Raw genomic sequence first — 22,642 nt, 5'->3', positions numbered from 1 at the left:
CCGCGGCACCGCCGGACCGCCTCCTTCCGGACGGCCGGTATCCACCTTTCGATCGATGTGACCTGGGCATTCCTCGCTTACGCTGGGTGAGAAATGAGGAACGATCCGTTCTCCCCGGCGATGCGGCTGCTCGCCTGGGCCATGCACGGCACCTTCCTGGTCCTGCTCGCGATCGCGCTGGCCCGCACCCTGCGGGACGGCCCTGTGCTGGCGGGCGGGCTCCTGCTGGGCACCCTGTACGCGGCCGGGGTCGTCCAAGGCACGCGGCGCCACCCCCGGCCGGGGCCCGCGCGGGCGTGGCTCGCCGTGCTGACCGCCGGGTGGGCGGCGCTGGCGCTCGCGTCCCCCGCCTACGTGTGGCTGGCCTTCCCGCTGTTCTTCCTGTACGTCCACCTACTGCGGCTCGCCTGGGCGCTGCCCGGCGTCGTGCTGCTGACGGCGGCCGCGATCGGCGCCGTCGCATGGCACGGCGGCGGGGTCACGCTCGCGGAGGTGCTCGGGCCGAGCGTCGGGGCTGCCGTCGCCACCCTGATGGCCCTCGCCTACCAGGCGCTCTACCGGGAGAGCGAGCAGCGCCGCCTGCTCATCGACGACCTGGTGCGCACCCGCGAGCGGCTCGTCCGGGCGGAGTCGGACGCGGCGCGGCTCACCGAGCGGGAGCGGCTCGCGCGGGAGATCCACGACACGCTCGCGCAGGGCATGTCGAGCATCATCCTGCTGCTCCGCGCCGCGCGGCGCGACCTCGACGCCGACCGGGACGCCGTCCGGGGACGGCTGGCGGAGGCCGAGCAGGCGGCGGCGGAGAACCTGGAGGAGGCGCGCAACTTCGTGCGGGAACTGGCGCCGCCCGTCCTGGAGCGGTCCTCGCTCACCGACGCGCTCCGCCGGATCACCGAGTCGGCGGCGGCCCGCTCCACGTCCCGGATCAGGTTCGAGGCGTCGGGCACGCCGCTGCCGCTGCCCACCGACCACGAGGTGGCGCTCGTCCGCATCGCGCAGGGCGCGCTCGGTAACGCCGCGCAGCACTCCGGCGCCGCCAACGTCGGCGTCACGCTGACCTATCTCGACGACACGGTGGTCCTGGACGTCTACGACGACGGCCGCGGCTTCGACCCGGCGGCGCCGGCGACCGGCTACGGGCTGCGCGCGATGCGGGAGCGGGCCCGCGCGCTCGGCGGGACGCTCACCGTCGAGTCCGCCGAGGACGAGGGCACGGCCGTCGTGGCGGCCCTCCCGGTGCCCGGGGACGGGCGATGACCCCGATCCGGATCCTGCTCGTCGACGACCACCCGGTCGTCCGGTCCGGCATCCGCGCCATGCTGGCCGACCAGCCCGGCTTCGAACTGGTCGGCGAGGCGGCGACGGGCGAGGAGGGCGTCGAGGCGGCCCGCCGCCTGAAACCGGCCGTGGTCCTGATGGACCTGCGGCTCGGCGCGGGCATCCACGGCAGCGAGGCGACCCGGCAGATCACCGCCGCCCCGGACGCCCCGCGCGTCCTCGTGCTGACCACCTTCGACACCGACTCCGACATCCTCGCCGCCGTCGAGGCGGGCGCCACCGGCTACCTGCTCAAGGACGCGCCGCCGGACCGGCTGTTCGCCGCGATCCGGTCGGCCGCCGCCGGGGACAGCGCGCTCGCGCCGAGCGTGGCGTCCCGCCTCCTCGGCCGCATGCGGACCCCGGCCGCCGCGCTGACCCCGCGCGAGCTGGACGTCCTCGGCCTGGTCGCCGAGGGCCTGTCGAACCGGCGGATCAGCCGCCGGCTGTTCCTGAGCGAGACGACGATCAAGACGCATCTGGTGCACATCTACGCCAAGCTCGGCGTCGACTCCCGCACCGCCGCCGTCGCCGCCGCGACCCGCCGGGGGCTGATCCGCCCGCCCGACTAGCCGCGGACGGGCTCCGCCGCCTCGACCGCCGCCGGTGCCGGGCGGCGCGGCCACAGAGCGCGGTCGCCGAGGAGCCGCACGATCGCCGGGACCAGCAGCGGGCGGACGACGAACGTGTCGAGCAGGATCCCGATCGCCATCGCCATGCCGAACTGGTACAGCTCCCGGATCGGCTGCGTCATCAGGACCGCGAACGTCCCGGCGAGGATCAGCCCGGCCGAGGACACCACGCCGCCCGTCCGGGTGATCGCGGCGCGCAGCGCCTCCACGGGGGCCCGGCGCTCGGACTCCTGCCGGTACCGGCTCATGATGAAGATGTTGTAGTCGACGCCCAGCGACACAAGGAAGATGAACACGTAGGCGGTGACCCGGTTGCCGATGCCCGCGTCTCCCCCGAGCCAGACGGTGATCGCGACCGTCAGGCCGAGCGTCGCCAGGAACGACAGGAGCAGGGTGGCGAGCAGGTAGACCGGTGCCAGCGCCGACCTCAGCAGCCGACCCAGCACGAGCCCGACGATCAGCAGGACCAGCGGGACGAGGACGAGCATGTCCCGGTCGAGCGCCGACTTGGTGTCGGCGGTCTCGGCGGTGGGCCCGGCGACGAGCACGCGCGCGTCCTCGATCCCGGCGTCCCGCGCCGCCGCGGCGGCCGCGGAGCGCAGCGGCCCGACGGCGTCCATCGCGGCGGACGAGTAGGGGTTGTCCTTGAGGACGACGGTGATCCGCGCGGCACCGGCGGCCATGTCGCGGCGCGGATCGAACGCCGTCCGCGCGACCTGCGGCGCGACCGTGGCCCGGACGGCCTCCACCTGCTCGGGCGCGAGGTTCCGGCCCCGCACGAGGAGGGTGGACGGCGCGATCTCCCCCGGCCCCAGATCCCGGTCGATCATGGTCTGCCCGGCGGCCGAGTCGGTGCCGACCCGGAACCCGCTGACGAAGTCGAAGCTCTCCTTGTACCCGGTCATGCCGAGGCAGAGCACCGCCAGCAGGACGAGGGTCCCCGCGAGGACGCGGCGCGGGGCGGCCACGACAAGGTCGGCGGCGCGCCGCCACAGCGCGCCGCCCGTCGCGCGCCGGGCCATCGCCGCCTCCGAGAACGGCCAGAACACCGCCCGGCCGCACAGCAGGACGGCGGCCGGGATGAAGGTGAACGCGACCACCGCCATCACCGCGACGCCGAGCGCGAGGTACGGCCCGAACCCGCGCAGCGCCGGGGACGCGCAGGCCAGCAGCGCGAACATGGCCAGCACGATCGTGGACGCGCTGGCGAGCACCGACTCGGCCGTCCCGCGCAGCGCCTCGCGCATCGCCGCGAAGCGGTCGGCGGCGTCCACGAGCGCCTCGCGGTACCGGCTGGTGATGATCAGCGCGTAGTCGGTGCCGACCCCGAACAGCAGCACGGTCATGATCGAGGCGGTCTGCCGGCTGATCGTGATGGCGCCCGCGTCGGCGAGGACCGCGCCGACCGACTCGGTGACGCGCATGGCCACGCCCACCGCGAGCAGGGGCACCAGCGCCAGCAGCGGCGACCGGTACACGACCAGCAGGATCACCAGGACCAGCAGCACGGTGCCGAGCAGCAGCACCTTGTCGCCGCTGGAGAAGACCTCGACGGTGTCGACGATGATCCCGGCAGGGCCCGTGACCGCGACGGTCGCCGCCGGAGCGGCGTCCTTGACGGCCGTCCGGAGATCGGCGACGGCGTCCTCGAAGGCGTCACCGGTCGGGTCGCCGGTGACGGGGACGATCACGACCCGCGTCTTGCCGTCCGCCGAGGTCAGACCGTCCCCGCCGGGGACGCAGTCGGTGCCGGGCCTCGTCCCGTCCCGACCGCACACCGGGGACACCGGCACGCCGAGCCCCCGGCCCGCCGCACGGGCGGCGCGGGTCACGGCCGCGGCGGCGGCCGGCCCGTCCTCGGACCTCACCACCACGACGGCCGGCAGCGCATCGCTCCCTGGGAACGCGCGCTCCAGCTCCCGCTGCGCCACCGACGAGTCGCTCGCCGCCGGGGCGCTGTTGGCCGACGAGTTGTCCTCCACGGACTTCAGGTCGGGCGCCACCCCGGCCAGGACGCCGGTCAGGACGATCCAGAAGACGACCGTGAGGGCCGCCGAGCGTTTCGAGGCGAGCATCGCCCGCAGCAGAGCTGACATGGGGAACCTTCAGTTTTAGGAACAGGGTGTCGCCATAACTGCGGGCTACCATATCGGTGCCCCCGCGAGGGGTCGTCCGGGGGTCGGGGAAGCGGGAGGAACGGCGTGCCGAAGATCAACGCGCCGACCGTCCGGGAGCACCGCAGCCGGATGGAGGCGGCGCTGGTCGACGCGGCCGAGGAGATCCTCCGCGAGGGCGCCGGCCTGACCGTCGGCGCCGTGGCGCGCCGCGTGGGCATCGCCCGCTCCAGCGTCTACAAGTACGTCGACAGCGTGGACGAGCTGATCGAGGCCGTCGTGGCACGCGACTTCCCGCGCTGGGTCGCCGCCGTCCGCCGCGAGGTCGACGCGGCGCACACCCCCCGGGAGCGCGTCCTCGCCTACGCCCGCGCCAACATCGCCGAAGGCGCGAGCGGAGACCACCGCTGGCGCGTCGGCCTGGCCCGAGCATCCCTGTCCCCGGAAGCACTGCAACGCGTCATGGCCATGCACGGCGAGTTGGAGGCTCTCCTGGCCGAGGCCGTCCAGGAGCTGGACGCCCCCCACCCGGACCTACTGCAATCCGCAGTGCAGTCCCTGGTGGACACCGCGATCCGCGCCATCGACAACGGCAAGGCCCCCACCGCCGTCACCGACTTCACCCTCACCGCCATCACGGCCATAACCCCCACGCCCTAGAGCGACAGGCGCTGCCGGTTTGAACTGCCGGCCTGAACTGTCGGCCGTCAGTCGGCGGGCCGGACGAACGGAGACGCTCGTTGATCTGCGGCGTGTTGTTGTTTTGGGGGCGCTCATAACAACAACACGCCGCAGGTCAACGCATCTGGTGAACCTTGGCGGACGCCGCGTGTGGGCGGTGGGTCAGGGGAGGATTCGGCGGTTGTAGGCGGTGGCCACTGCTGCGGCTCGGTCTCTGACGTCCAGTTTCGCGTAGATGTGGGTCAGGTGGGTCTTGACCGTGGCCTCGCTGATGAAGAGTTCGGCGGCGATCTCGCGGTTGGCGGTGCCGCGGGCCACCAGGCGCAGGACCTCCAGTTCGCGGGTGCTCAGGGCGATGCCGCGCGGTTCGCGGACGCGGGAGACCAGGCGGGACGCGATGGCCGGGGACAGGACGGTCCGGCCCTCGGCCGCGGCGCGGACCGCCTCGAAGAGGTCGTCGCGCGGCGCGTCCTTGAGGAGGTAGCCGGTGGCGCCGGCCTCGATCGCCGGGATCGTGTCGGTGTCGGTGTCGTAGGTGGTGAGGACGAGCACCTTGCACGCAAGCCCGCGGCGCGTCAGTTCGGTGATGGCCTCCACGCCGCCTCCGCCGGGCATCCGCAGGTCCATGAGGACGACGTCCGGGCGCAGGTCGGCGGCGAGCGCGACGGCCTCGCGGCCGTCGGCGGCCTCGCCTACGACCTGGAAACCGGTGGTCGCGGCGAACATGCCGCGCAGGCCGTCCCGGACGACGGGATGGTCGTCGACGATCAGCACGGTGATGTCAGCGGTGTTCTCAGGCATGGCGGATCAACGGTACGCGGGCGGACACCGCCGTTCCCCGGCCCGGCTCGGACTCGACCTCCAGCGAACCGGCGACGCGTTCGGCGCGTTCGCGCATGGCGGTCAGGCCGAAGCCGGAGGACGGGCCGGTGAAGCCGCGGCCGTCGTCGCGGATGTCGAGGGTCACCTCGTCGTCCATGTAGGAGAGGGTCACGCCGATGCGGTCGGCGTGCGCGTGGCGGGCGGCGTTGGCGAGCGCCTCCTGGGCGATGCGCAGGAGGGTCGCCTCCAGTTCGCCGTGCAGGGGTTCCACCGTTCCGGTGACGGTGAGGTCGACGCCGTCGCCGGTGATCTTCTTGAGCGCCTCGGGCAGCGTGTCGTCCTCCAGATGGGTGGGGGCGAGGGCCCGCACGGAGCGACGGGCCTCGCGCAGGCTCTCGCGCGCGAGGTCGGTGGCGCGGCGGACGTGCTCGCTGTCCTCGGCGGCCTGCAGCTGGGTGATGATGCCGGTCAGGCCCTGGGCGATCGTGTCGTGGATCTCGGCGGCCAGCCGGCGCCGCTCGTCGCTGACCCCGGCCTCGCGCGCCTGGACGAGGAGCTGCGCCTGCAGGCCCGCGTTCTCGGCGAGGGCCTGCTCCAGGCGGGTGTTGGTCCGTTCGAGTTCGGCGATGGTCTCGGTCTGGACGCGGGTCCGCTCGGCCTCCCGGTCGGCGAGGCTGCCGAAGATGAGGATCAGCACGGTGTTCAGGACGAGGAGGCCGGCGAAGAGGCCCGCCATGATCAGGTTCCGCGGCGGGAAGCCGCCCGCCTGGGCGCCCGCCATGGTCACCGCCGTGATGAGCGCCCCGGTCATCGCCCAGCGGCGGGTCAGGTAGTGCCGGCCGTCGAAGTACCCGAGCACGGCGTAGACGCAGAAGAACGGGTTCAGCCAGGACAGGACGAACGCGAGGACCGTCCGGGTCCAGAAGTAGATCTGCCCCGGAATCCTCCCGCAGGTGTGGAGGATCTGGACGGCCAGCGTCGTGAGCAGCAGGGGCACGGCCGCCCGCTCCTCTCCCGCCGACATGACCTCCGTCCGGATGAGCAGCGCCAGCAGGGTCGCGAGGGTGAGCAGGGCGAACGGCCCCCAGCGGTAGAACCGCTCCCATTGCTCCTGGATCGTCGCCATCGCTTCCCATTGTCCTATTCGCAGCGGAGCCCTACTGCCAGCGGAACCAGCGGACGGCGGCGGCGATCAGCACGGCGGCCCACGCGGCGGTGACGCCGAGGTGCGTCCAGTCCGGCCAGGATCCGCCGGCCGCCTGGCCGAGGGCCTGGGACGCGGCGCCGAACGGGAAGTACTCCACGACGCGGCGCAGCACGTCCGGCATGGCCTGCACCGGCACCCACACGCCCGCCAGGAACATCGACGGGAAGAAGACGATCGAGCCGACCACCGTGGTGGCCCGGACGGTGGGCGTGACGGCGGTGACCGCGGCGCCCAGCGCGAGCGCGCCGAGGGCGGCGAGCAGCAGTGCCAGCAGGTATCCGGGCACCTGGCCGGGCAGCGCCACGTCGAAGGCGAGCCGGCCGACGGCGATGACCAGCAGCGCCGACCCGAGGGCGGCGGCGAAGTGCAGGACGATCTGCGCCGCCAGCAGCGACGCGGGCCGCACGGGCGTGGTCGACATGCGGCGCAGGATGCCGCGCTCCCGGTAGCCGGACAGGACGGGCGGCAGCGCCTGGATCCCCGCCATGATCATGGCGAGCAGCACGTTGACCGGTACGTACAGGTCGATGATCCGCTGCCCGCCGAGGCCGGGGTCGGGGTCCCGGAACGAGGGGATCAGGCCGAGGATCGTCAGCAGGATGGTCGGGAAGGCGACGATCCAGAACAGCGTGAACGGCTCGCGGGAGAAGAGCCGGTATTCCGCCCTGAGGACGGCGGTCGACGCGGACACGTCAGTTCTCCACATCTTCGGTGAGTTCCAGGAAGGCGTCGTCGAGCGTGGCGTCGGTGACGCGCAGCCGGTCGGCGGTGATCCGGCGGCGGGCCAGCAGCGTGATGACCGCGTTGACGGTCGCGTCGGTGCCGTGGACGGTGAGGCGGCCGTCGCGCCGCTCGATGGTCGCGGCCCCGGGCAGGTCGGCCAGGTCGTTCTCGTCGAGCGGCCGGGACGGGGTGAACGAGAGCACGGTGCCGCCGGCGCTGCGCCGGATCAGCCCGGCGGGGGTGTCGAGCGCGGCGATGCGGCCCCGTTTGAACACCGCGATCCGGTCGCAGAGCCGCTGCGCCTCCTCCATGAAGTGGGTGACGAGCACGACGGTGACGCCGGAGTCGCGGACGTCCTCGATCAGCGTCCAGGTGTCGCGGCGGGCGCGCGGATCGAGGCCGGTGGTCAGCTCGTCCAGGACGACGATCCGGGGGCGGCCGATCAGCGCGAGGGCGATGAACAGGCGCTGCTTCTGACCGCCGGACAGCTTCCCGAAGCGGGTGGCGAGCTTCGCGGTGATCCCGAGGCGTTCGGCGAGCTCGCGCCAGTCGGCGGGGTCCGGGTAGAGGGCGCCGTAGAGCTCCAGCGCCTCCCGGACGGTCAGCTTCTCCTGGAGTTCGCTCTCCTGGAGCTGCACGCCGAGGATCCCGGTGAGTGCGGCGCGGTCGGTGCGCGGGTCGAGGCCGGCGACGCGCACCGCTCCCCCGTCGGGCCGGCGCAGACCCTCCAGGCACTCGACGGTCGTCGTCTTCCCCGCCCCGTTGGAGCCGAGGATCCCGAAGATCTCCCCGTCCTCGACGGCGAACGTGACGTCGTCCACGGCCGGACGGCCGCCGTAGACCTTCCGCAGGCCGTTGACTTCGATGATGGGCATGCTTCGAGCATCGCGGCGCCCGCTCCCGCGCACATCGCCCGAGCCGCTCGACCCGGCATCAGCCGATCGGTTGATGCCGGGGCCATACCAGCGTCCGCGCCAGGTGGACGAGCATCGCGACGAAGGTGAGCGCCCAGACGGCCAGGGCCACGTAGGTCTCGTACCTGCCGATGCCCTCCACCAGGGGGAGCCGGTCGGCGACGCCGAGGTACTGGCCGGCGACGCCGTACATGCCGAGGGGGAAGACGACGCTCCACAGGGTCGCCTCGTAGCGCAGCGGTACGCGGTGCTTGACGTGCCGCCACCAGCCGGCGGCGACCAGCGGAAGGATCAGCCAGCTGCCGAACGCCCAGAACACGACGGACGTGCCGGCGATGAGCCCGCGGGTGGCGTTCACCATCGGCGCGTCGGCCATCTCCACGATGCGGGCGCCGGCCACCACGGTGATGGCGGTGGCGCCCATGGCGACCCAGTAGGGCGGCGTCAGGTCCACCGGGCGCAGCGGATAGATCAGCAGCCGGGCGGCGACGAAGATCCCGGCCGCGGCGTACAGGATCGCGCCGACCGACCAGGAGCAGACGGCGAGCAGCGCCAGCTCGCGGCGGCCCGTGTCGCCCGCCGTTTCCAGGACGGCGGCGAGCACCGCGACGGACTGGCTGGCGACGACCCAGATGAACCAGGTGCCGTTCGCCCCGGCCACGACGGGACGGTCCTTGTGACCGATCACCGCCGTCCACGGCACGACATAGCCGAGGACGAACCAGCCGAGAACGCCGACGACGAGCAGCCCGAGCGCGACGCCGTACTGGCCCGTCCCGGCGATCCGGGTGCCGAGCACGTCGGTGCCGGCGACGAAGGTGAAGAACCCGAAGCCGCGGCGCGGGTCGGTGAAGTCGGCCCGCAGTTCGGCGGGGAAGGCGACCGCGCGCCACACGGTCGCCACGACGAGGACGGCGTAGCAGACGACGGCCACCCACATCATCACGTCCGACAGCAGGGTCAGCCCGTTGGTGTGGACGCCGATCGACACGATGCACGTGCCCATCACCAGGGCGAAGTAGCCGGGGTTGAGGGTCGCGACGGCCTGCTTCATCGCGGCGGCACGCCCTGGGAGGGTGGTCACATCAGTACGGTACGCCGATCTTGCGCCACTTTCGTCCGCCGGTTCCCGGTTCGGGGGGCGGGGCGGCGCGGCGGTTCCGGTAGACGACGTAGGGGCGCCACAGGTACCAGAGCGGGTAGCTCCACGCGTGGACGAGCCGGCTGAACGGCCACACCGCGAGGATCGCCCAGGCGGCGGTCGCGTGCACCTGGTACATCACCGGCGCGGCGGCGATCGCTCGGTAGTCGGGGCTGCCGGCGAACAGGCTGCGGAACCACGGGGACACGGTGTGGCGGTAGTCGTAGCCGTTGCCGAACTGCTGGACCCCGAGGGTCAGGTAGATGCCGAGCACGCTGATGATGCCGAGCAGGATCAGCGCCAGGTAGTCGACCGCGCTGGTGGTGGCGCGCACCCGCGGCACGCCCATCCGGCGGAAGATCAGGATGCCGGCGCCGATGAGGACGCCGATCGCCGCGACCGACCCGGCGATGCCGGAGAACAGGGTGTAGGCGCGTTCCGGGATGCCCATCCACTCGGTGACCGACTTCGGGATGAGGATGCCGATGACGTGCCCGGCGATGGCGGCGAACGTGGCGTAGTGGAACAGCGGCGCGCCCCATTTGAGGAGCCGGCGCTCCTGCAGCTGGGTGGAGCGGCTCGTCCAGCCGAACTGGTCGTAGCGCCAGCGCCAGATGTGCCCGACCACGAACACGATCAGCGCGGCGTAGGGCAGGATGATCCACCACCACAGGTCCCAGTTCGTCATCGGCGTCCTCCCGCCCCGGTTCCGTCCAGGTACTCCGGTGGGGCGAACGGTTCGAGGCCCACCTCCTCGTCCGGGGGTCCCTTCTCCCATGCGTGGCGGACCAGCGCGAGGTCGCGGCGGGTCAGCCGCGGCAGTCCCGCGCACACCGCCTCGACCAGGTCGGCGTAGGGGGTGCCCGCCCCGCGCAGCGCCTTGCGCAGCAGTTCCAGGTCGGCGCGGTGCCGCCGCAGCAGCTTCTCGCCGGCGGGGGTGAGCGCCGCGAAGTCGAGGACGAGCGGCAGGTAGTCGGGCAGGTCCTCGTCGGACGGCTGGAACCCCGCGACCCGGTAGGCGGTCTTGAACGCGAGCATCGCCATGCCGCGCTTGCGGGTGTCGCCGTACCGGTAGTAGGTGAGGTACAGCGCGCAGCGGCGCCGCAGGTCGAACGTCTCGACGTAGTGCTGGGCGACCTCGCCGGACGGGGTGGCGCGCAGCCAGCCGAGGAACCGCTCGAACGCCTCCCGGGACGCCTTCGGCGCGGTGTCGGACGCGGCGGCGTCGAGCTGGTCGAGCCCCTCGAACAGCGCCGCCGTCGGGTATTGCAGCAGCACCGACGCGAGCTTGTAAGGGGCGGTCATGTCGCGTCGCCCTCGGGGAAGAGGTGGGGCGCGTCGCCGCGGCCGTCCCAGCCGAGCAGGTTGAAGTGCGTCCTGCCGTCGTCGCCGCGGAACGTGCCGGCGCCGCCGCGGACCTCGCCCGGATGGAAGTCCTTCACGCTCGGCGGCCCGCTGCCGCCCATGCCGGGGCCGCCGTCGGTGTCGAGGCTGCAGAACAGCTGCTCGTGCTGGGCCATGAGCCGTCCGGCGTCCTCGGCGTGCGCCTTCGGGATGACGTAGCGCTCCTCGTACTTGGCGATGGCGAGCAGCCGGTACAGGTCGTCCAGCTCCTCCGGGGTGGAGCCGACCGACGCGGGCAGGTCCTCGTCGAGGTCGAGGCCGAGCTGCCCGGCGCGCTGGACGGCGCGGACGGCGGCGAGCCTGCGCAGGACGTCCCGGACGGTCGAGGTCTTCCCCGCCGTGAACAGGTTCGCGAGGTACTCGATCGGGATGCGCAGCTCGTCGATCGTGGCGAACACCCGGTCGGGGTCCCCGGCGTCGTATCCGGCGGAGTGCGCGACGTCCGCGACCGGGGACAGCGGCGGGATGTACCAGACCATCGGCAGCGTCCGGTACTCCGGATGCAGCGGCAGCGCCACCCGGTGCCGGACGGCCAGCGAGTAGACCGGGGAGCGCTGGGCGGCCTCGATCCAGTCGGCGGGGATGCCGGCCTCCGCCGCCTCCCGCTGCACGTCCGGGTCGAAGGGATCGAGGAACACCGACAGCTGCGCCTCGTACAGGTCCTGCTCGTCGGGCGTCGCGGCGGCCTCGGTCACCTTGTCGGCGTCGTAGAGGAACAGGCCCAGGTAGCGGAGCCGGCCGACGCACGTCTCGGAGCAGATGGTCGGCTGCCCGGCCTCGATGCGCGGGAAGCAGAGCGTGCACTTCTCCGCCTTGCCGGTGCGGTGGTTGAAGTACACCTTCTTGTACGGGCAGCCGGACACGCAGAACCGCCAGCCCCGGCAGCGGTCCTGGTCGACGAGGACGATGCCGTCCTCCGACCGCTTGTACATCGCGCCGGACGGGCACGACGCGACGCACGACGGGTTGAGGCAGTGCTCGCAGATGCGCGGCAGGTAGAACATGAACACCTGCTCGAACTCCATCTTGACCCGGTCCTCGATCCCGGCGAGGTCGGGGTCGTCGACGGCGTGCTCGGGCGCGCCCGCGAGGTCGTCGTCCCAGTTGCTGCCCCACTTCAGGTTCATGTCGCGGCCGGTGAGCGCCGAGATGGAGTGCGCGCTCGGGTTCGTCGTGCCGAGCGGGGCGTGGATCACCGTCTGGTAGTCGTAGGTCCACGGGTCGCCGTAGTCGTCGATGGACGGCAGGTCCGGGTTGTAGAAGATCGCGAGCAGCCTGCTCAGCCGGCCGCCGGCCTTGAGCTGGAGGCGGCCCTTGCGGTCGAGCGTCCAGCCGCCCTTCCACCGCTCCTGGTCCTCGTAGCGGCGCGGGTAGCCGAGGCCGGGCTTGGTCTCGACATTGTTGAAGTACACGTACTCGGTGCCTGGACGGTTGGTCCAGGTCTGCTTGCAGGTGACCGAGCAGGTATGGCAGCCGATGCACTTGTCGAGGTTCATCACCATCGCCACCTGCGCCATCGGCCGCATCAGAACTGCACCTCCTGGGAGCGCCTGCGGATCACGCCGACCTCGTCCCGCTGGCTGCCGGTCGGGCCGTAGTAGTTGAACCCGTAGCTGAACTGGCCGTAGCCGCCGATCAGGTGCGTCGGCTTGATCACCAGGCGGGTCAGCGAGTTGTCGGAGCCGCCGTGCCAGCCGGACAGCTCCGACTTCGGCGTCATCAGGTGCCGGTCCATCGCGTGGTACATGAAGACCGTGCCGCGCGGCATCCGGTGCGTGACCACCGCCCGGCAGGCCACCACCCCGTTGCGGTTGTACGCCTCGATCCAGTCGTTGTCGCGGACGTCGATCTTCGCGGCGTCGACCGGGCTCATCCAGATCACCGGGCCGCCGCGGAACAGCCGGAGCATGTGCAGGTTGTCCTGGTACTCCGAGTGGATCGACCACTTCGAGTGCGGGGTGAGGTACCGGACGGTGACCTCCGGCCGGCCCTCCTCCCGCAGGCCCAGTTCACCGGAGTGGTGCCGGACGTAGTTCAGCGGCGGACGGTAGGTCGGCAGCGCCTCGCCGTACTCGTGCATCCAGTCGTGGTCGAGGAAGAAGTGCATCCGCCCGGTGAGCGTGTGCCAGGGTTTCTTGCGCTCGACGTTGACGGTGAACGGGGAGTATCTCCGTCCGCCCGATTCGATGCCGGACCATTCCGGGCTCGCGATGACGGCACGCGGTTGCGCCACGGTGTCACCGAACGAGATGTGCTCCCCGGCGCGCTCCTCGCCGAGGTCGGCGAGCTCGACGCCGGTCCTCTTCTCCAGGTTCTTCCAGCCGAGCACGGAGATGCGGCCGTTCGTGGTGCCCGACAGCGCCAGGATCGCCTCGGCCACGTGCACGTCCAGCGAGAGGGACGGCCGGCCGTCGGCGACGCCTCCGCGCACGACCCCGTTGGCCTGGCGCAGGTAGTCGACCGCCTCGGTCGGGACCCACGAGACGCCCTTGGTGGACGTCCCCTTGTCGACCAGCGGGCCGAGCGCGGCCATCTTCGCCGCGACCGCCGTGTAGTCGCGCTCGATGGTGACGAGCTTCGGCATCGTCACGCCGGGGACCGGCGCGCACTCCCCCGCCTTCCAGTCGAGGACCCGGCCGCCCGGCTGGGCCGTCTCGTCCGGGCTGTCGTGCATCAGCGGCACCGGGAGCACGTCGGTGCGGGTGCCGAGGTGCTCGCGGGCGAGCTTGGAGAAGTCCTCGGCGATGAGCCGGAACGCGTCGAAGTCGGTGCGCGACTCCCACGGCGGCGCGATCGCCGGGTTGAACGAGTGCACGAACGGGTGCATGTCCGTGCTGGACAGGTCGTGCTTCTCGTACCAGGTCGCCGCAGGCAGGACGATGTCGGCGTAGGTGCACGAACTCGTCATCCGGAAGTCGATGGTGGTGAGCAGGTCGAGCTTGCCGCGCGGCGCCTCGTCCCGCCAGGCCACCTCGGCCGGACGCAGGTCCGGCGGCGACTCCTCGGCCCGGACGGCGTCGTCGGTCCCGAGCAGGTGCCGCATGAAGTACTCCATGCCCTTGCCCGAGGAGCCGAGGACGTTGGCCCGCCAGATCGTCATGACCCGCGGCCAGTTCTGCGGCGCGTCCGGGTCCTCGCCGGCGAACCCGAGGCGGCCGGACTTCAACTCGTCCACGATGTGGTCGGCGACGGGACGTCCCGCGCGCTCGGCCTCGTCGGCGAGGTCGAGCGGGTTGCGGTCGAAGCCCGGATGGGACGGCGTCCAGCCGAGCCGGGACGCCTGCGCCAGGCAGTCGGCGAACATCCGCCCCTGGAACAGGCCGCGGCCGAGCGGCCCGACCATCTCGCCGGGCCCGAACGTCTCGTACCGCCACTGGTCGGTGTGCAGGTAGAAGAACGAGGTGCCTGTCATGTGCCGGGTGGGGCGCTGCCAGTCCAGCGCGAACGCCGTCTGCTGCCAGCCGGTCAGCGGACGCACCTTCTCCTGGCCGACGTAGTGCGCCCAGCCGCCGCCGTTCACGCCCTGGCAGCCGCACAGCATCGTCAGCGTGAAGAACGCCCGGTAGATCTGGTCGGAGTGGTACCAGTGGTTCGTCCCGCCGCCCATGCAGATCATCGACCGGCCGCGCGACAGTTCGGCGTTGCGGGCGAACTCCCGTGCCACCCTGACCGCGGCCGCCGCCGGGACGGACGTGATCTCCTCCTGCCACGCGGGCGTGTTCGGGTGCGCGGCGTCGTCGTACCCGGACGGCCACTCGCCGGGCAGCCCGTCGCGCGGCACCGCGTACTGGGCCATGAGCAGGTCGAACACCGTCGTGACGAGCCGTCCGCCGACCCGCATCACCGGCACGCCCCGCCGGACGACCGCCCCGCCCTCGGTCTCGCCGATGTCGAACCGCGGCAGGTCGACCGCCGCCGCATCGGTGTGCCGCCCGTAAAGGGTCAGCAGCGGATCGATGTCGCCCAGCTCCAGGTTCCACTTCCCCTGCCCGGACTCGGTGTAGCGGAATCCGAGCGACCCATTGGGCGCCACCGGCTCGCCCTTACGGGCGTCGAACAGCACCGGCTTGTGCGCCGCCCCCTCCCTGTCGTCCCCCAGCTCGGCCGCGGTGAGAAACCGCCCCGGCCGCATCGCCTCCCCGTGCTCTTCCAGCGTCACGAGGAACGGCAGATCGGTGTAGCTCTTGACGTACTCGTCGAAGTACGGCACTCGCCGGTCGCGGAAGAACTCGGTGAGCACTACATGGCCCATCGCCATGGCCAGCGCGCCATCCGTACCGGGCGCCGCCGCGAGCCAGTCGTCCGCGAACTTCGTATGGTCGGAGAAGTCCGGAGAGACAACGACGACCTTCTGCCCCCGATACCGGGCCTCGGTCATGAAGTGCGCGTCCGGAGTACGAGTAATGGGCAAATTAGTGCCCCAGATGACCAGGTAAGAGGAGTTCCACCAGTCGCCGGACTCGGGCACATCGGTCTGGTCGCCGTATACCTGCGGCGACGCGATCGGCAGGTCGGCGTACCAGTCGTAGAACGACAGGATCGTCCCGCCGATCATCGAAAGAAACCGGGTGCCCGCCGCATACGACACCATCGACATGGCGGGAATCGGGGTGAATCCGACCACCCGATCAGGCCCGTACTCCTTGACGGTATGCACATGCGCGGCGGCGATCAGCTCGGTGACCTCCGGCCACGACGACCGGACGAACCCGCCCTTCCCCCGCGCGCTCTTGTACGCGGCCATCGCCTCCGGGTCGCCGGTGATCTCCGCCCAGGCGGCCACCGGATCCCCGTGCCGCCGCCGCGCCTCCCGCCACAGCGTCAGCAGCGGACTCCGCACATACGGATACCGCACCCGCGACGGCGAATAGGTGTACCAGGAGAAGGCCGCCCCGCGCGGGCAACCGCGCGGCTCGTACTCCGGCGATTCGGGCCCCACCGACGGATAGTCGGTCTGCTGGGTCTCCCACGTGATGATGCCGTCCTTGACGTACACCTTCCACGAACACGACCCCGTGCAGTTCACCCCGTGCGTGGACCGCACTTCCTTGTCGTGCCGCCACCGCTCCCGATAGAACTCCTCGGCCCCGCGCCCGCCGTCCCGGTTGAGCATGCGGTAGTCATCGGACGGCGTCCCGGGCACAAAGAACTGCGCCTTCCGCAGCAGCCCCTCAACGGGCTCACCTTGAGGCAGCAGCGGCGCCATCAGCCCGCGAGGACGATCTCCGTCATGAGCCGTCGCCTGCGTCACCGATGACATGCCACCACCTAGCCTCGCCGATCCGGAGCGCGTGCGCGGGCACAACTACCCGGGCCCGACGCCTCCCCAACCGACGAGCCCCCGGATATACCAAATCCCGATGCAAAAATGCCCCGCCTCGCACTCTGGGCTCCCCGCACGCGGCGGCGCGGCATGGAGCGGTAGAGCCGCTCCGCTCCGGACGGCTATCGCCACAGCGCAGGTTCACGCTGCCCAGAACGCAGACAGACCGGAACGGTGCCGCTCGCCCGCCTCATCCACACTCGACCGACCTCCACACTCGCCGCACAGACCGGGACAGCGCCATTCCCTTCCCTCACTCATGCTCGACCGGCCTCCACGCCCACCACACAGACCAGGACGGCGGCGCTCGCCCGGCTCATGCGCGGTCGGCCGGCCTCTACACCCGTCGCACAGGCGCGGTCGTCATCCAGGCCGCGTCGGGTGCTGGATTCGCTCCGATGCTTCTCCAAGCGTCCCGAGATCGTCTGGAGCCCTCATCGAAGAAGGCGTCCCCTGCCTCGGGCACCAATCATCCCGTCGTCATCCCGTCGCAAAGCGGACCGACCACGCCCCTCGCCGGCCCGCCCCCTCCGGTTTCGCGCCATCCGCTTCCCGTCCACCGACTTCACCCCTTGGCTGCACGTCCTGCGGCATTGCAGCGCCTGGTGTGGCAGCCGTCCATCGGAAGCGATGCCGGAATTTTCCGAAATGCCATTTCTGAAAGCATTTGCTGCACTTTCGGTGTGCGGCAAGAAAACGGCAAGGATTCGAACCGGTATTCGATGCAATGATGGGTCCGGTCGAGTAAAATGGGGGTCATGGAAGCGGCCGGGATCGACCTTGCTGAGGCGTCCACCATGGAATTGGTGGACGCCGTCGCAGGTATCGCGGCCGAACTCGCCCGCCGGCCCCCGCCCGAGTCCGCAGCGGCCTGCATGGAACTCGCCGAGACCCTCGCTGCGGCGGGTGACATGCAGGAGGCGGCCCTGGCCGGGCTGGTCGAGGTGGTGGACCGGGGCCGGGAAGTGCAACGCTGGGGGTACCCCTCCACCCGGGCCTGGCTGCGGTCCCGGCTGGGCATGCGCGAGAACCGCGCCAAGGAACGCCTCACCCTGGCCCGGCAGCGGCACCGCCTCCCCGAAGTGGCGGAACGCTGGGCCGCCGGGGAGCTGTCCACCGGGTACGCCGCCACCATCGCCGACGCCGCCGCACGCCTGGACGATGCTGACTGTGCCGCCGCGCAGGACATCCTGCTGGGTCTGGTCGAGCAGGGGTGCTCGGCGGGAAAGGTCGCCTCGTTCGGCCGCCGCATCCGCGACGTCATCGCCGAACGCGACGGCACCGACCCGCCCCCGCAGGACGCCCGCCGCGACTATGAGCACTCCTGGATCGACTCCACCCGCTCCCTGGACGGCGGCCGCTACATCCGAGGCTGGCTTAATGCCGAAGACGCCGCCATCTGGGACGGCACCCTCAGCCCGCTCGCCAAACCCGCAGGCACCGACGACCGACGCGATCTGCCCGAACGCACCGCCGCAGCGTTGAGCAGCGTGCTGTCGGGTGGGCACAAGGCCACCAAGATCACGGTCATCTGCGACCTGGACACCCTGACCGGCGGCACCGCCCCCGCCAGGCTGACCGACGGAACACCAATCCCTGCCGAGCAGGCCCGACGCATCGCTCTGGCGGCCGGGGTGTCACCTCTGCTGCTCGGGCGCGGGAACATTCCGCTCTACCTCGGGCGGACTGAACGGTTCGCCAGCCCCGCGCAACGGCGCGTTTTGGAGACTCTGTATCCCACCTGCGCCGTCGAAGGCTGCGAAGTCCCCGGCATCCTGGCCGAGGTCGATCATGTTCGCGGTTGGGCCCTCGGCTCGGCCACTGACATCGACCAACTCGCTCTGTGCTGTGGATGGCACAACAGGTTCAAAGCCACCAACCCCGACCAGATCGATATCAGCCGGGGACCGGACGGCCGCTACACCTACCACCTCCACCCACCCGGAAACAGAACAACCACCGCACAAGGTCGGCCGCCGCCCTGGCTCCAAGCCGCCTGACAGTAACGATGCGAGTGGTGGTTCTGCGGATGCGCCTGACGCCCCTCCGCCCAACTGACGCCTTGGGTTGTCCTGATTGGAATTCGTCGGCGTATTTGCGGGGCCACCACGCACGCGTCCGGCCTTGGTGGTCGAGACCCCGGCGCCGACCTGCGCGAGCGTCACCCGTTCTCCAGGTACATCGACGTCATCAGCAGTGGAAGACGTGCTGGACGACCTGCGGCGTCGCGTCGTTCTCCAGGTACATCGGCGTCATCAGCAGCTGCATATCCGCCGACAGTGCCCGACCCTTGCTCGCACGTCCCGGTCTGCTTGCGGTGCCGGCCGACGGCCCCAATGGCCCCCGTTATGTTCTTCGTGGTCCTGCAAGAGGGCCGCTGGCCTTCGGGCCCGGCATGACTGTCCCCCCCTGTCGAACCGATGACCTGGGGGGTGGTGTCACCGGGCCCGTGGGTGCCGTCGGAGACGCTGATGAGAGGCCGGACCACTGCCCGGCCGGGTGCAATGCCCGGTCGTTTGCGGGCGGCAGGTCTGCATAACGTGGATGCGCGTGTACGACACCTGTGGCCGGTCCCGTGCGAGCAGCTGGAGAGTGTCGGGTTGTTCAACACCCAAGACGTGGGCGTCTTCCTCGGCATGGACGTCGGGAAGAGCACTCATCACGGCCACGGCTGACCACGGTCGGCAAGAAGGTCTTCGACAAGCCGCTGCCCAACAGCGAGCCGAAGCTGCGGGCTGTGTTCGACAAGCTGACCGCTGAGTTCGGCACCGTGCTGGTCGTGGTGGACGAGCCCGCATCCATCGGCGCCCTGCCACTGGCGGTGGCACGCGACGCGGGCTGCCGAGTCGCCTACCTGCCCGGCCTGGCCATGCGGCGCATCGCCGACCTCTACCCGGGCGAGGCCAAGACCGACGCCAAGGACGCCGTCAAGGACGCCGTCAAGGACGCCGCGATGATCGCTAACGCCGCCCGAACCATGCCACACGTCCTGCGGTCGCTGGAACTCACCGACGAGATCACCGCCGAGCTGACCGTGCTAGTCGGCTTCGACCAGGATCTGGCCGCTGAGGCCAACCGCACCTCCAACCGGATCCGTGGCCTGCTCGCCCAGTTCCATCCCACCCTTGAAACGAGTGCTGGGCCCCCGGCTGGACCATCCAGCCGTCACCTGGCTACTGGAGCGCCACGGCTCTCCGGCAGCACTACGCAAAGCCGGACGGCGAAGGCTCGCGGATCTGATCCGTCCCAAGGCCCCGCGGATGGCCGAGCGGCTGTCGACGAGGTCTTCGCCGCCCTCGACGAGCAGACCGTGATCGTCCCTGGCACCAGCACCCTCGACCTGGTGATCCCCTCACTCGCCTGCTCCCTGACGGCCGTTCACCAGCAGCGGCGCGCACTGGAAAGCCAGATCACCGCCCGGTTGGAGGCTTACCCTCTTTCCCCGGTTCTGACCTCGATGACCGGGGTCGCGGTCAGGACCGCAGCAGTCCTGCTGGTCACCGTCGGCGACGGCACCAACGTCCCCACCGCCGCACACCCGGCCTCCTACGCCGGCCTCGCCCCCACCACCAATTCCACAGTGACGTCGATGCGCTCGGTACGGACGGGATACGGCAGTGAGTGCGTGGTCATGTTGCCCGCAGGAGGCCGACGCCGGACTCAAGGGCTGCGCCGTGAAGCGGTGGCCCAGCTCGCAGCGATCTCCTCGATCTACTACACCTACCCGGAACAGGGCCGCCGGGTACGTCCGTCGCGCCAGGTACTCGACGCGCTGGCCGCCGCGCTACGGTTCGACGCCACCGAGCGGTCCCATGTCCCCGAACTCGTACACGGCGCCCTGCCCGCCGACCGACCCGCGGTTCGCGGAGCGACTTCCCCCTCCGTCGTCGCCCTCGTTGACCGGCTCATTGACCGGCTCGATCCGTGCTCGACCTACGCGACCGGCCGCCACTGGGACGTCCTCGCCTCCAACCGGCCGCCCGAACGCTGTGGACGGACTGGTCGGCGCGCCCGCCCGAGGCCCGCGACATGCTCTGGTGGATGTTCACCGATCCCGGCGCCAAGCAGGTCCTGCCCGACTGGCAGAACGAGGCATCCTCATCGCGAGCGTCAGGTGGCGGACTCGGTCCGGCGCTTCTCCCAACGCCCCAAGATTTCCTGGAGCCCCTCATCGAAGAGAGCGTCCCGCCTCGGCCACCAGTCGCCCGGCGCGGACAGCCTTAGCAGCTTTCCACTGTCCGTTCATATGGCGACGTGACGCCACCCGCCGTTCCTGATGACGGATATATCGGAGATCTCATGCCAGGCGACAGGACGTCCACCGAAGATCCTTCTGATCTCCAGAACTTGACAAGCAGGAGAAGGACGGCCACGAGCAGCACCACAGATGGAGCGTCGATGCCCTTCCAATGCACGGCCACCACAGCGACGGCAAACCAAGAAACAATGTTCAGAGTCAGCAGAAAGCCTAAAAACGGCCGCCGCGCTCCACTACGCAACTGTACGCGATCTTCCATCGTCCCCGCCCTACGTCACATGAAGCCGATATCGCCTATCAGCTCCTCCAGTCGCTCCAATCGTTAACGATGTCCGTCCTGAGTGACATGGAAAACGCGCCACCCCTGCGATCTAGGCGCTGGACGGTCAGTGCGTTGGCCGCTGACTGGATGGCCGTTCGCAGAGCCGCGCGGGTCGGCAGGAGACGGGGCCGGAGGGTCCTTGCCGTCGCGGGCGGCGACGAGACCTGAAGTCGCTGCCGACTCAAACACAGGCATCACCTCGCTCGCTGCCGTGCGAAGCCTTCCGCCACACTGCCTTACCCATGCCTGCCTGGCCCATCACTTCTCGTGATCAAGGACCGGGGCGCCAACCAGTCCACGCAACTCGCGGATACGTTCTATAGGCTCTTGAGAGCATCAGCGAGGTGCCGGAAATCGCTGTGGCCGATAATTAGCTTGGGACCGTCAGGGTCCTTGCTGTCTCGAATGGCAACAGCATCGACGTCGGACGCCAGTTCAATACAGGCATCTCCCGACTCGTTGCTTCGGGAAGCCTTCTTCCACACTACCGCGTTCAAGTCCATCTTTCCTCGATCACCTTTCTGATCAACGCTCTCGAGTCGCTTGCGTTCAACGCCCCAGCCTGCAACGTTGCCATTGTCTCGTTGACAAAAGCCACCTCGGCCGGTGAGGTGGACGTCTCGCCGCCGTAGGCTTTCGCTGTATAGACAACCTGTCGCTGGTCCGGCAAGGTGGCTATCACGAAGGTGGCCCACACGTTGCGTATGTACCGAATTGGCGCGATCTGTATATTGATCTTGTCGCGATGGGAGAGTTCGATGAGGAACTCGAGTTGCTTCCTCATCACCTCCTTGCCGCCCACTTCCCGATAAAGGACGGTCTCGTCCATGACGACCGTCACCGACGGCGCGGGATCGCGGGTGAGCACCTCTTGTCGACGCATCCTGTTCTTAACCGCATCCTCATCATTCAGCAGGACGCGGGCATACGCTTCTATCTGAAAAAGTCCGTGAATCACCCTCTCTTCGTAGGCCCGGATCATGATCGCCGACTGCTCGGCCTTCGGGAAGTTTGCAAAGTATTCCGGGTACTTGTCGGACTTGATCGAGTCTAGTAGCTCATCCCACGCCTCGGCGAGAGTCGTCCCCGACTTGAGCGCCCGATCGAGGCGCAGAGCGTTCTCCCGGCGGCAGCGCGTCCGGCCGGACTCGATCTGTGTGATGTAACTGCGCGTCACGTTGATCAGGTCAGCGAGCTTTTGCTGGTTCAATCCCGCAGCCTTGCGTAGACGCCGGACCTCCGCTCCAAAGCCCAGCAACTCGGGCGTGACCCTTCTCTGCACCGACATGAGACCTCCCACCTGGGGTTACCACTGATGGCAGCGATTGTGAGTATTTGGGTACTGCTTTGGAGGTGCCCAGGAATCTTACGTCTTTCCATGGCTTGATGGTGGTCGTTCAGTAACACAGGGTGATAGCGGCGGGTTCTTCCAGTTTGGGATGGACGGCCTGTTCTCGATCATCCACACCGTCCAGGCTGGAGGGGTTCACCGATGCCCGCAGCACTTCTCACGCCCGAGGCGCCGCCCTTGGTGTTGGAGCCGTCCGACCGAGCGCCTTCGCTGGCGCGCCGATACCTGGCCGAGCGGTTCCGCGAACTCGGCATCGCCGACGACTTCGTCGGCCAGGTCGTGGTTAGCGAACTGGTTACCAACGCCTGTGCGCCACGAGGCGCTCTGTCATATCCCCGGCTCAGTCGGGAGGAACTGAAGGGAGGTTTCTGGGTCTAATGGCTTACCTGGATCCGAAAGGTGAAGGGGACCGTAGCATGCCAGAAAACCAACG

General features: G+C 70.1%; 18 protein-coding genes and 1 pseudogene. 6 read left to right on the top strand and 13 right to left on the bottom strand.

The features are described from left to right. The first annotated feature begins 93 nt into the window (after positions 1-93). Both E1284_RS09465 and E1284_RS09460 read left to right on the top strand, forming a co-directional pair. On the top strand, positions 94-1,257 hold the full coding sequence (locus E1284_RS09465; RefSeq protein WP_131938639.1) for a sensor histidine kinase: 1,164 nt from the start codon (positions 94-96) through the stop codon (positions 1,255-1,257). After that, positions 1,254-1,889 (top strand): response regulator, encoded by a 636-nt coding sequence (locus E1284_RS09460; protein WP_131938638.1) that lies wholly within the window; start codon positions 1,254-1,256, stop codon positions 1,887-1,889. Before E1284_RS09465 ends, E1284_RS09460 begins: the two co-directional genes overlap by 4 nt. Here E1284_RS09460 and E1284_RS09455 read toward each other — a convergent pair. Then, positions 1,886-4,045: an MMPL family transporter gene (locus E1284_RS09455; RefSeq protein ID WP_131938637.1), complete on the bottom strand. Its 2,160-nt coding sequence runs from the start codon at positions 4,043-4,045 to the stop codon at positions 1,886-1,888. The two genes, E1284_RS09460 and E1284_RS09455, sit on opposite strands and share 4 nt — an antisense overlap. Before the next feature lie 105 nt (positions 4,046-4,150). On the opposite strand from E1284_RS09455, the gene E1284_RS09450 reads away from it, so the two are divergent. Then, the gene (locus E1284_RS09450) at positions 4,151-4,723 is read left to right on the top strand and encodes a TetR/AcrR family transcriptional regulator (RefSeq protein WP_131938636.1); all 573 of its coding nucleotides are present in this window, start codon (positions 4,151-4,153) and stop codon (positions 4,721-4,723) included. A gap of 183 nt (positions 4,724-4,906) precedes the next feature. Here the strand turns inward: E1284_RS09450 and E1284_RS09445 are convergent, their stop codons facing one another. From E1284_RS09445 to E1284_RS09405, 9 genes are read right to left on the bottom strand one after another with little or no spacing between them, the layout of a single operon-like run. Beyond that, the gene (locus E1284_RS09445) at positions 4,907-5,545 is read right to left on the bottom strand and encodes a response regulator (RefSeq protein WP_131938635.1); all 639 of its coding nucleotides are present in this window, start codon (positions 5,543-5,545) and stop codon (positions 4,907-4,909) included. Beyond that, on the bottom strand, positions 5,538-6,692 hold the full coding sequence (locus E1284_RS09440) for a sensor histidine kinase (RefSeq protein WP_131938634.1): 1,155 nt from the start codon (positions 6,690-6,692) through the stop codon (positions 5,538-5,540). Before E1284_RS09440 ends, E1284_RS09445 begins: the two co-directional genes overlap by 8 nt. 31 nt (positions 6,693-6,723) lie before the next feature. After that, positions 6,724-7,464, bottom strand: a complete 741-nt coding sequence (locus E1284_RS09435) for an ABC transporter permease (RefSeq protein WP_207923657.1) — start codon at positions 7,462-7,464, stop codon at positions 6,724-6,726. 1 nt (position 7,465) lies between these two features. Then, complete coding sequence (locus E1284_RS09430) at positions 7,466-8,371, bottom strand: ABC transporter ATP-binding protein (protein ID WP_131938632.1); 906 nt, start codon at positions 8,369-8,371, stop codon at positions 7,466-7,468. Positions 8,372-8,429: 58 nt separating this feature from the next. After that, positions 8,430-9,494, bottom strand: coding sequence for a tellurite resistance/C4-dicarboxylate transporter family protein (locus E1284_RS09425; RefSeq protein WP_207923656.1), 1,065 nt, complete (start codon positions 9,492-9,494; stop codon positions 8,430-8,432). A gap of 1 nt (position 9,495) precedes the next feature. Next, positions 9,496-10,239 carry a respiratory nitrate reductase subunit gamma gene (gene narI / locus E1284_RS09420; protein ID WP_131938631.1) on the bottom strand — a complete coding sequence of 248 codons (744 nt, stop codon included), beginning with the start codon at positions 10,237-10,239 and terminating at the stop codon, positions 9,496-9,498. Further along, on the bottom strand, positions 10,236-10,856 hold the full coding sequence (narJ, locus tag E1284_RS09415; protein ID WP_131938630.1) for a nitrate reductase molybdenum cofactor assembly chaperone: 621 nt from the start codon (positions 10,854-10,856) through the stop codon (positions 10,236-10,238). The genes narI and narJ overlap by 4 nt, the downstream gene beginning before the upstream one ends. Beyond that, entirely contained in the window at positions 10,853-12,481 is a 1,629-nt protein-coding gene (gene narH, locus E1284_RS09410) for a nitrate reductase subunit beta (protein ID WP_131938629.1), read from the bottom strand. Before narH ends, narJ begins: the two co-directional genes overlap by 4 nt. Further along, a complete protein-coding gene (locus tag E1284_RS09405) occupies positions 12,481-16,161 on the bottom strand; it encodes a nitrate reductase subunit alpha (protein ID WP_131938661.1) in 3,681 nt (1,226 codons plus the stop codon). Before E1284_RS09405 ends, narH begins: the two co-directional genes overlap by 1 nt. 875 nt (positions 16,162-17,036) lie before the next feature. Here E1284_RS09405 and E1284_RS09400 point away from each other — a divergent pair. Then, complete coding sequence (locus E1284_RS09400; protein ID WP_165965191.1) at positions 17,037-18,278, top strand: HNH endonuclease signature motif containing protein; 1,242 nt, start codon at positions 17,037-17,039, stop codon at positions 18,276-18,278. Positions 18,279-18,468: 190 nt separating this feature from the next. Here the strand turns inward: E1284_RS09400 and E1284_RS41320 are convergent, their stop codons facing one another. Further along, a complete protein-coding gene (locus E1284_RS41320; protein ID WP_165965190.1) occupies positions 18,469-18,615 on the bottom strand; it encodes a hypothetical protein in 147 nt (48 codons plus the stop codon). 263 nt (positions 18,616-18,878) lie between these two features. On the opposite strand from E1284_RS41320, the pseudogene E1284_RS09395 reads away from it, so the two are divergent. Beyond that, positions 18,879-20,068, top strand: a pseudogene (locus E1284_RS09395) (IS110 family RNA-guided transposase); the annotation flags it as partial. Between the two features lie 1,107 nt (positions 20,069-21,175). Here E1284_RS09395 and E1284_RS09390 read toward each other — a convergent pair. After that, the gene (locus E1284_RS09390; protein WP_131938627.1) at positions 21,176-21,361 is read right to left on the bottom strand and encodes a DUF397 domain-containing protein; all 186 of its coding nucleotides are present in this window, start codon (positions 21,359-21,361) and stop codon (positions 21,176-21,178) included. Beyond that, positions 21,352-22,146: a helix-turn-helix domain-containing protein gene (locus E1284_RS09385; RefSeq protein WP_131938626.1), complete on the bottom strand. Its 795-nt coding sequence runs from the start codon at positions 22,144-22,146 to the stop codon at positions 21,352-21,354. Before E1284_RS09385 ends, E1284_RS09390 begins: the two co-directional genes overlap by 10 nt. Before the next feature lie 204 nt (positions 22,147-22,350). On the opposite strand from E1284_RS09385, the gene E1284_RS09380 reads away from it, so the two are divergent. Beyond that, the gene (locus E1284_RS09380; RefSeq protein ID WP_131938625.1) at positions 22,351-22,587 is read left to right on the top strand and encodes a hypothetical protein; all 237 of its coding nucleotides are present in this window, start codon (positions 22,351-22,353) and stop codon (positions 22,585-22,587) included. The last annotated feature ends 55 nt before the right edge of the window (positions 22,588-22,642 follow it).

The organism is Actinomadura bangladeshensis (assembly GCF_004348335.1).
Classification (GTDB): Bacteria; Actinomycetota; Actinomycetes; order Streptosporangiales; family Streptosporangiaceae; genus Spirillospora; species Spirillospora bangladeshensis.
Note: the sequence above shows the minus strand (reverse complement) of the source record. Positions and strands in the feature narration are given on the sequence as shown.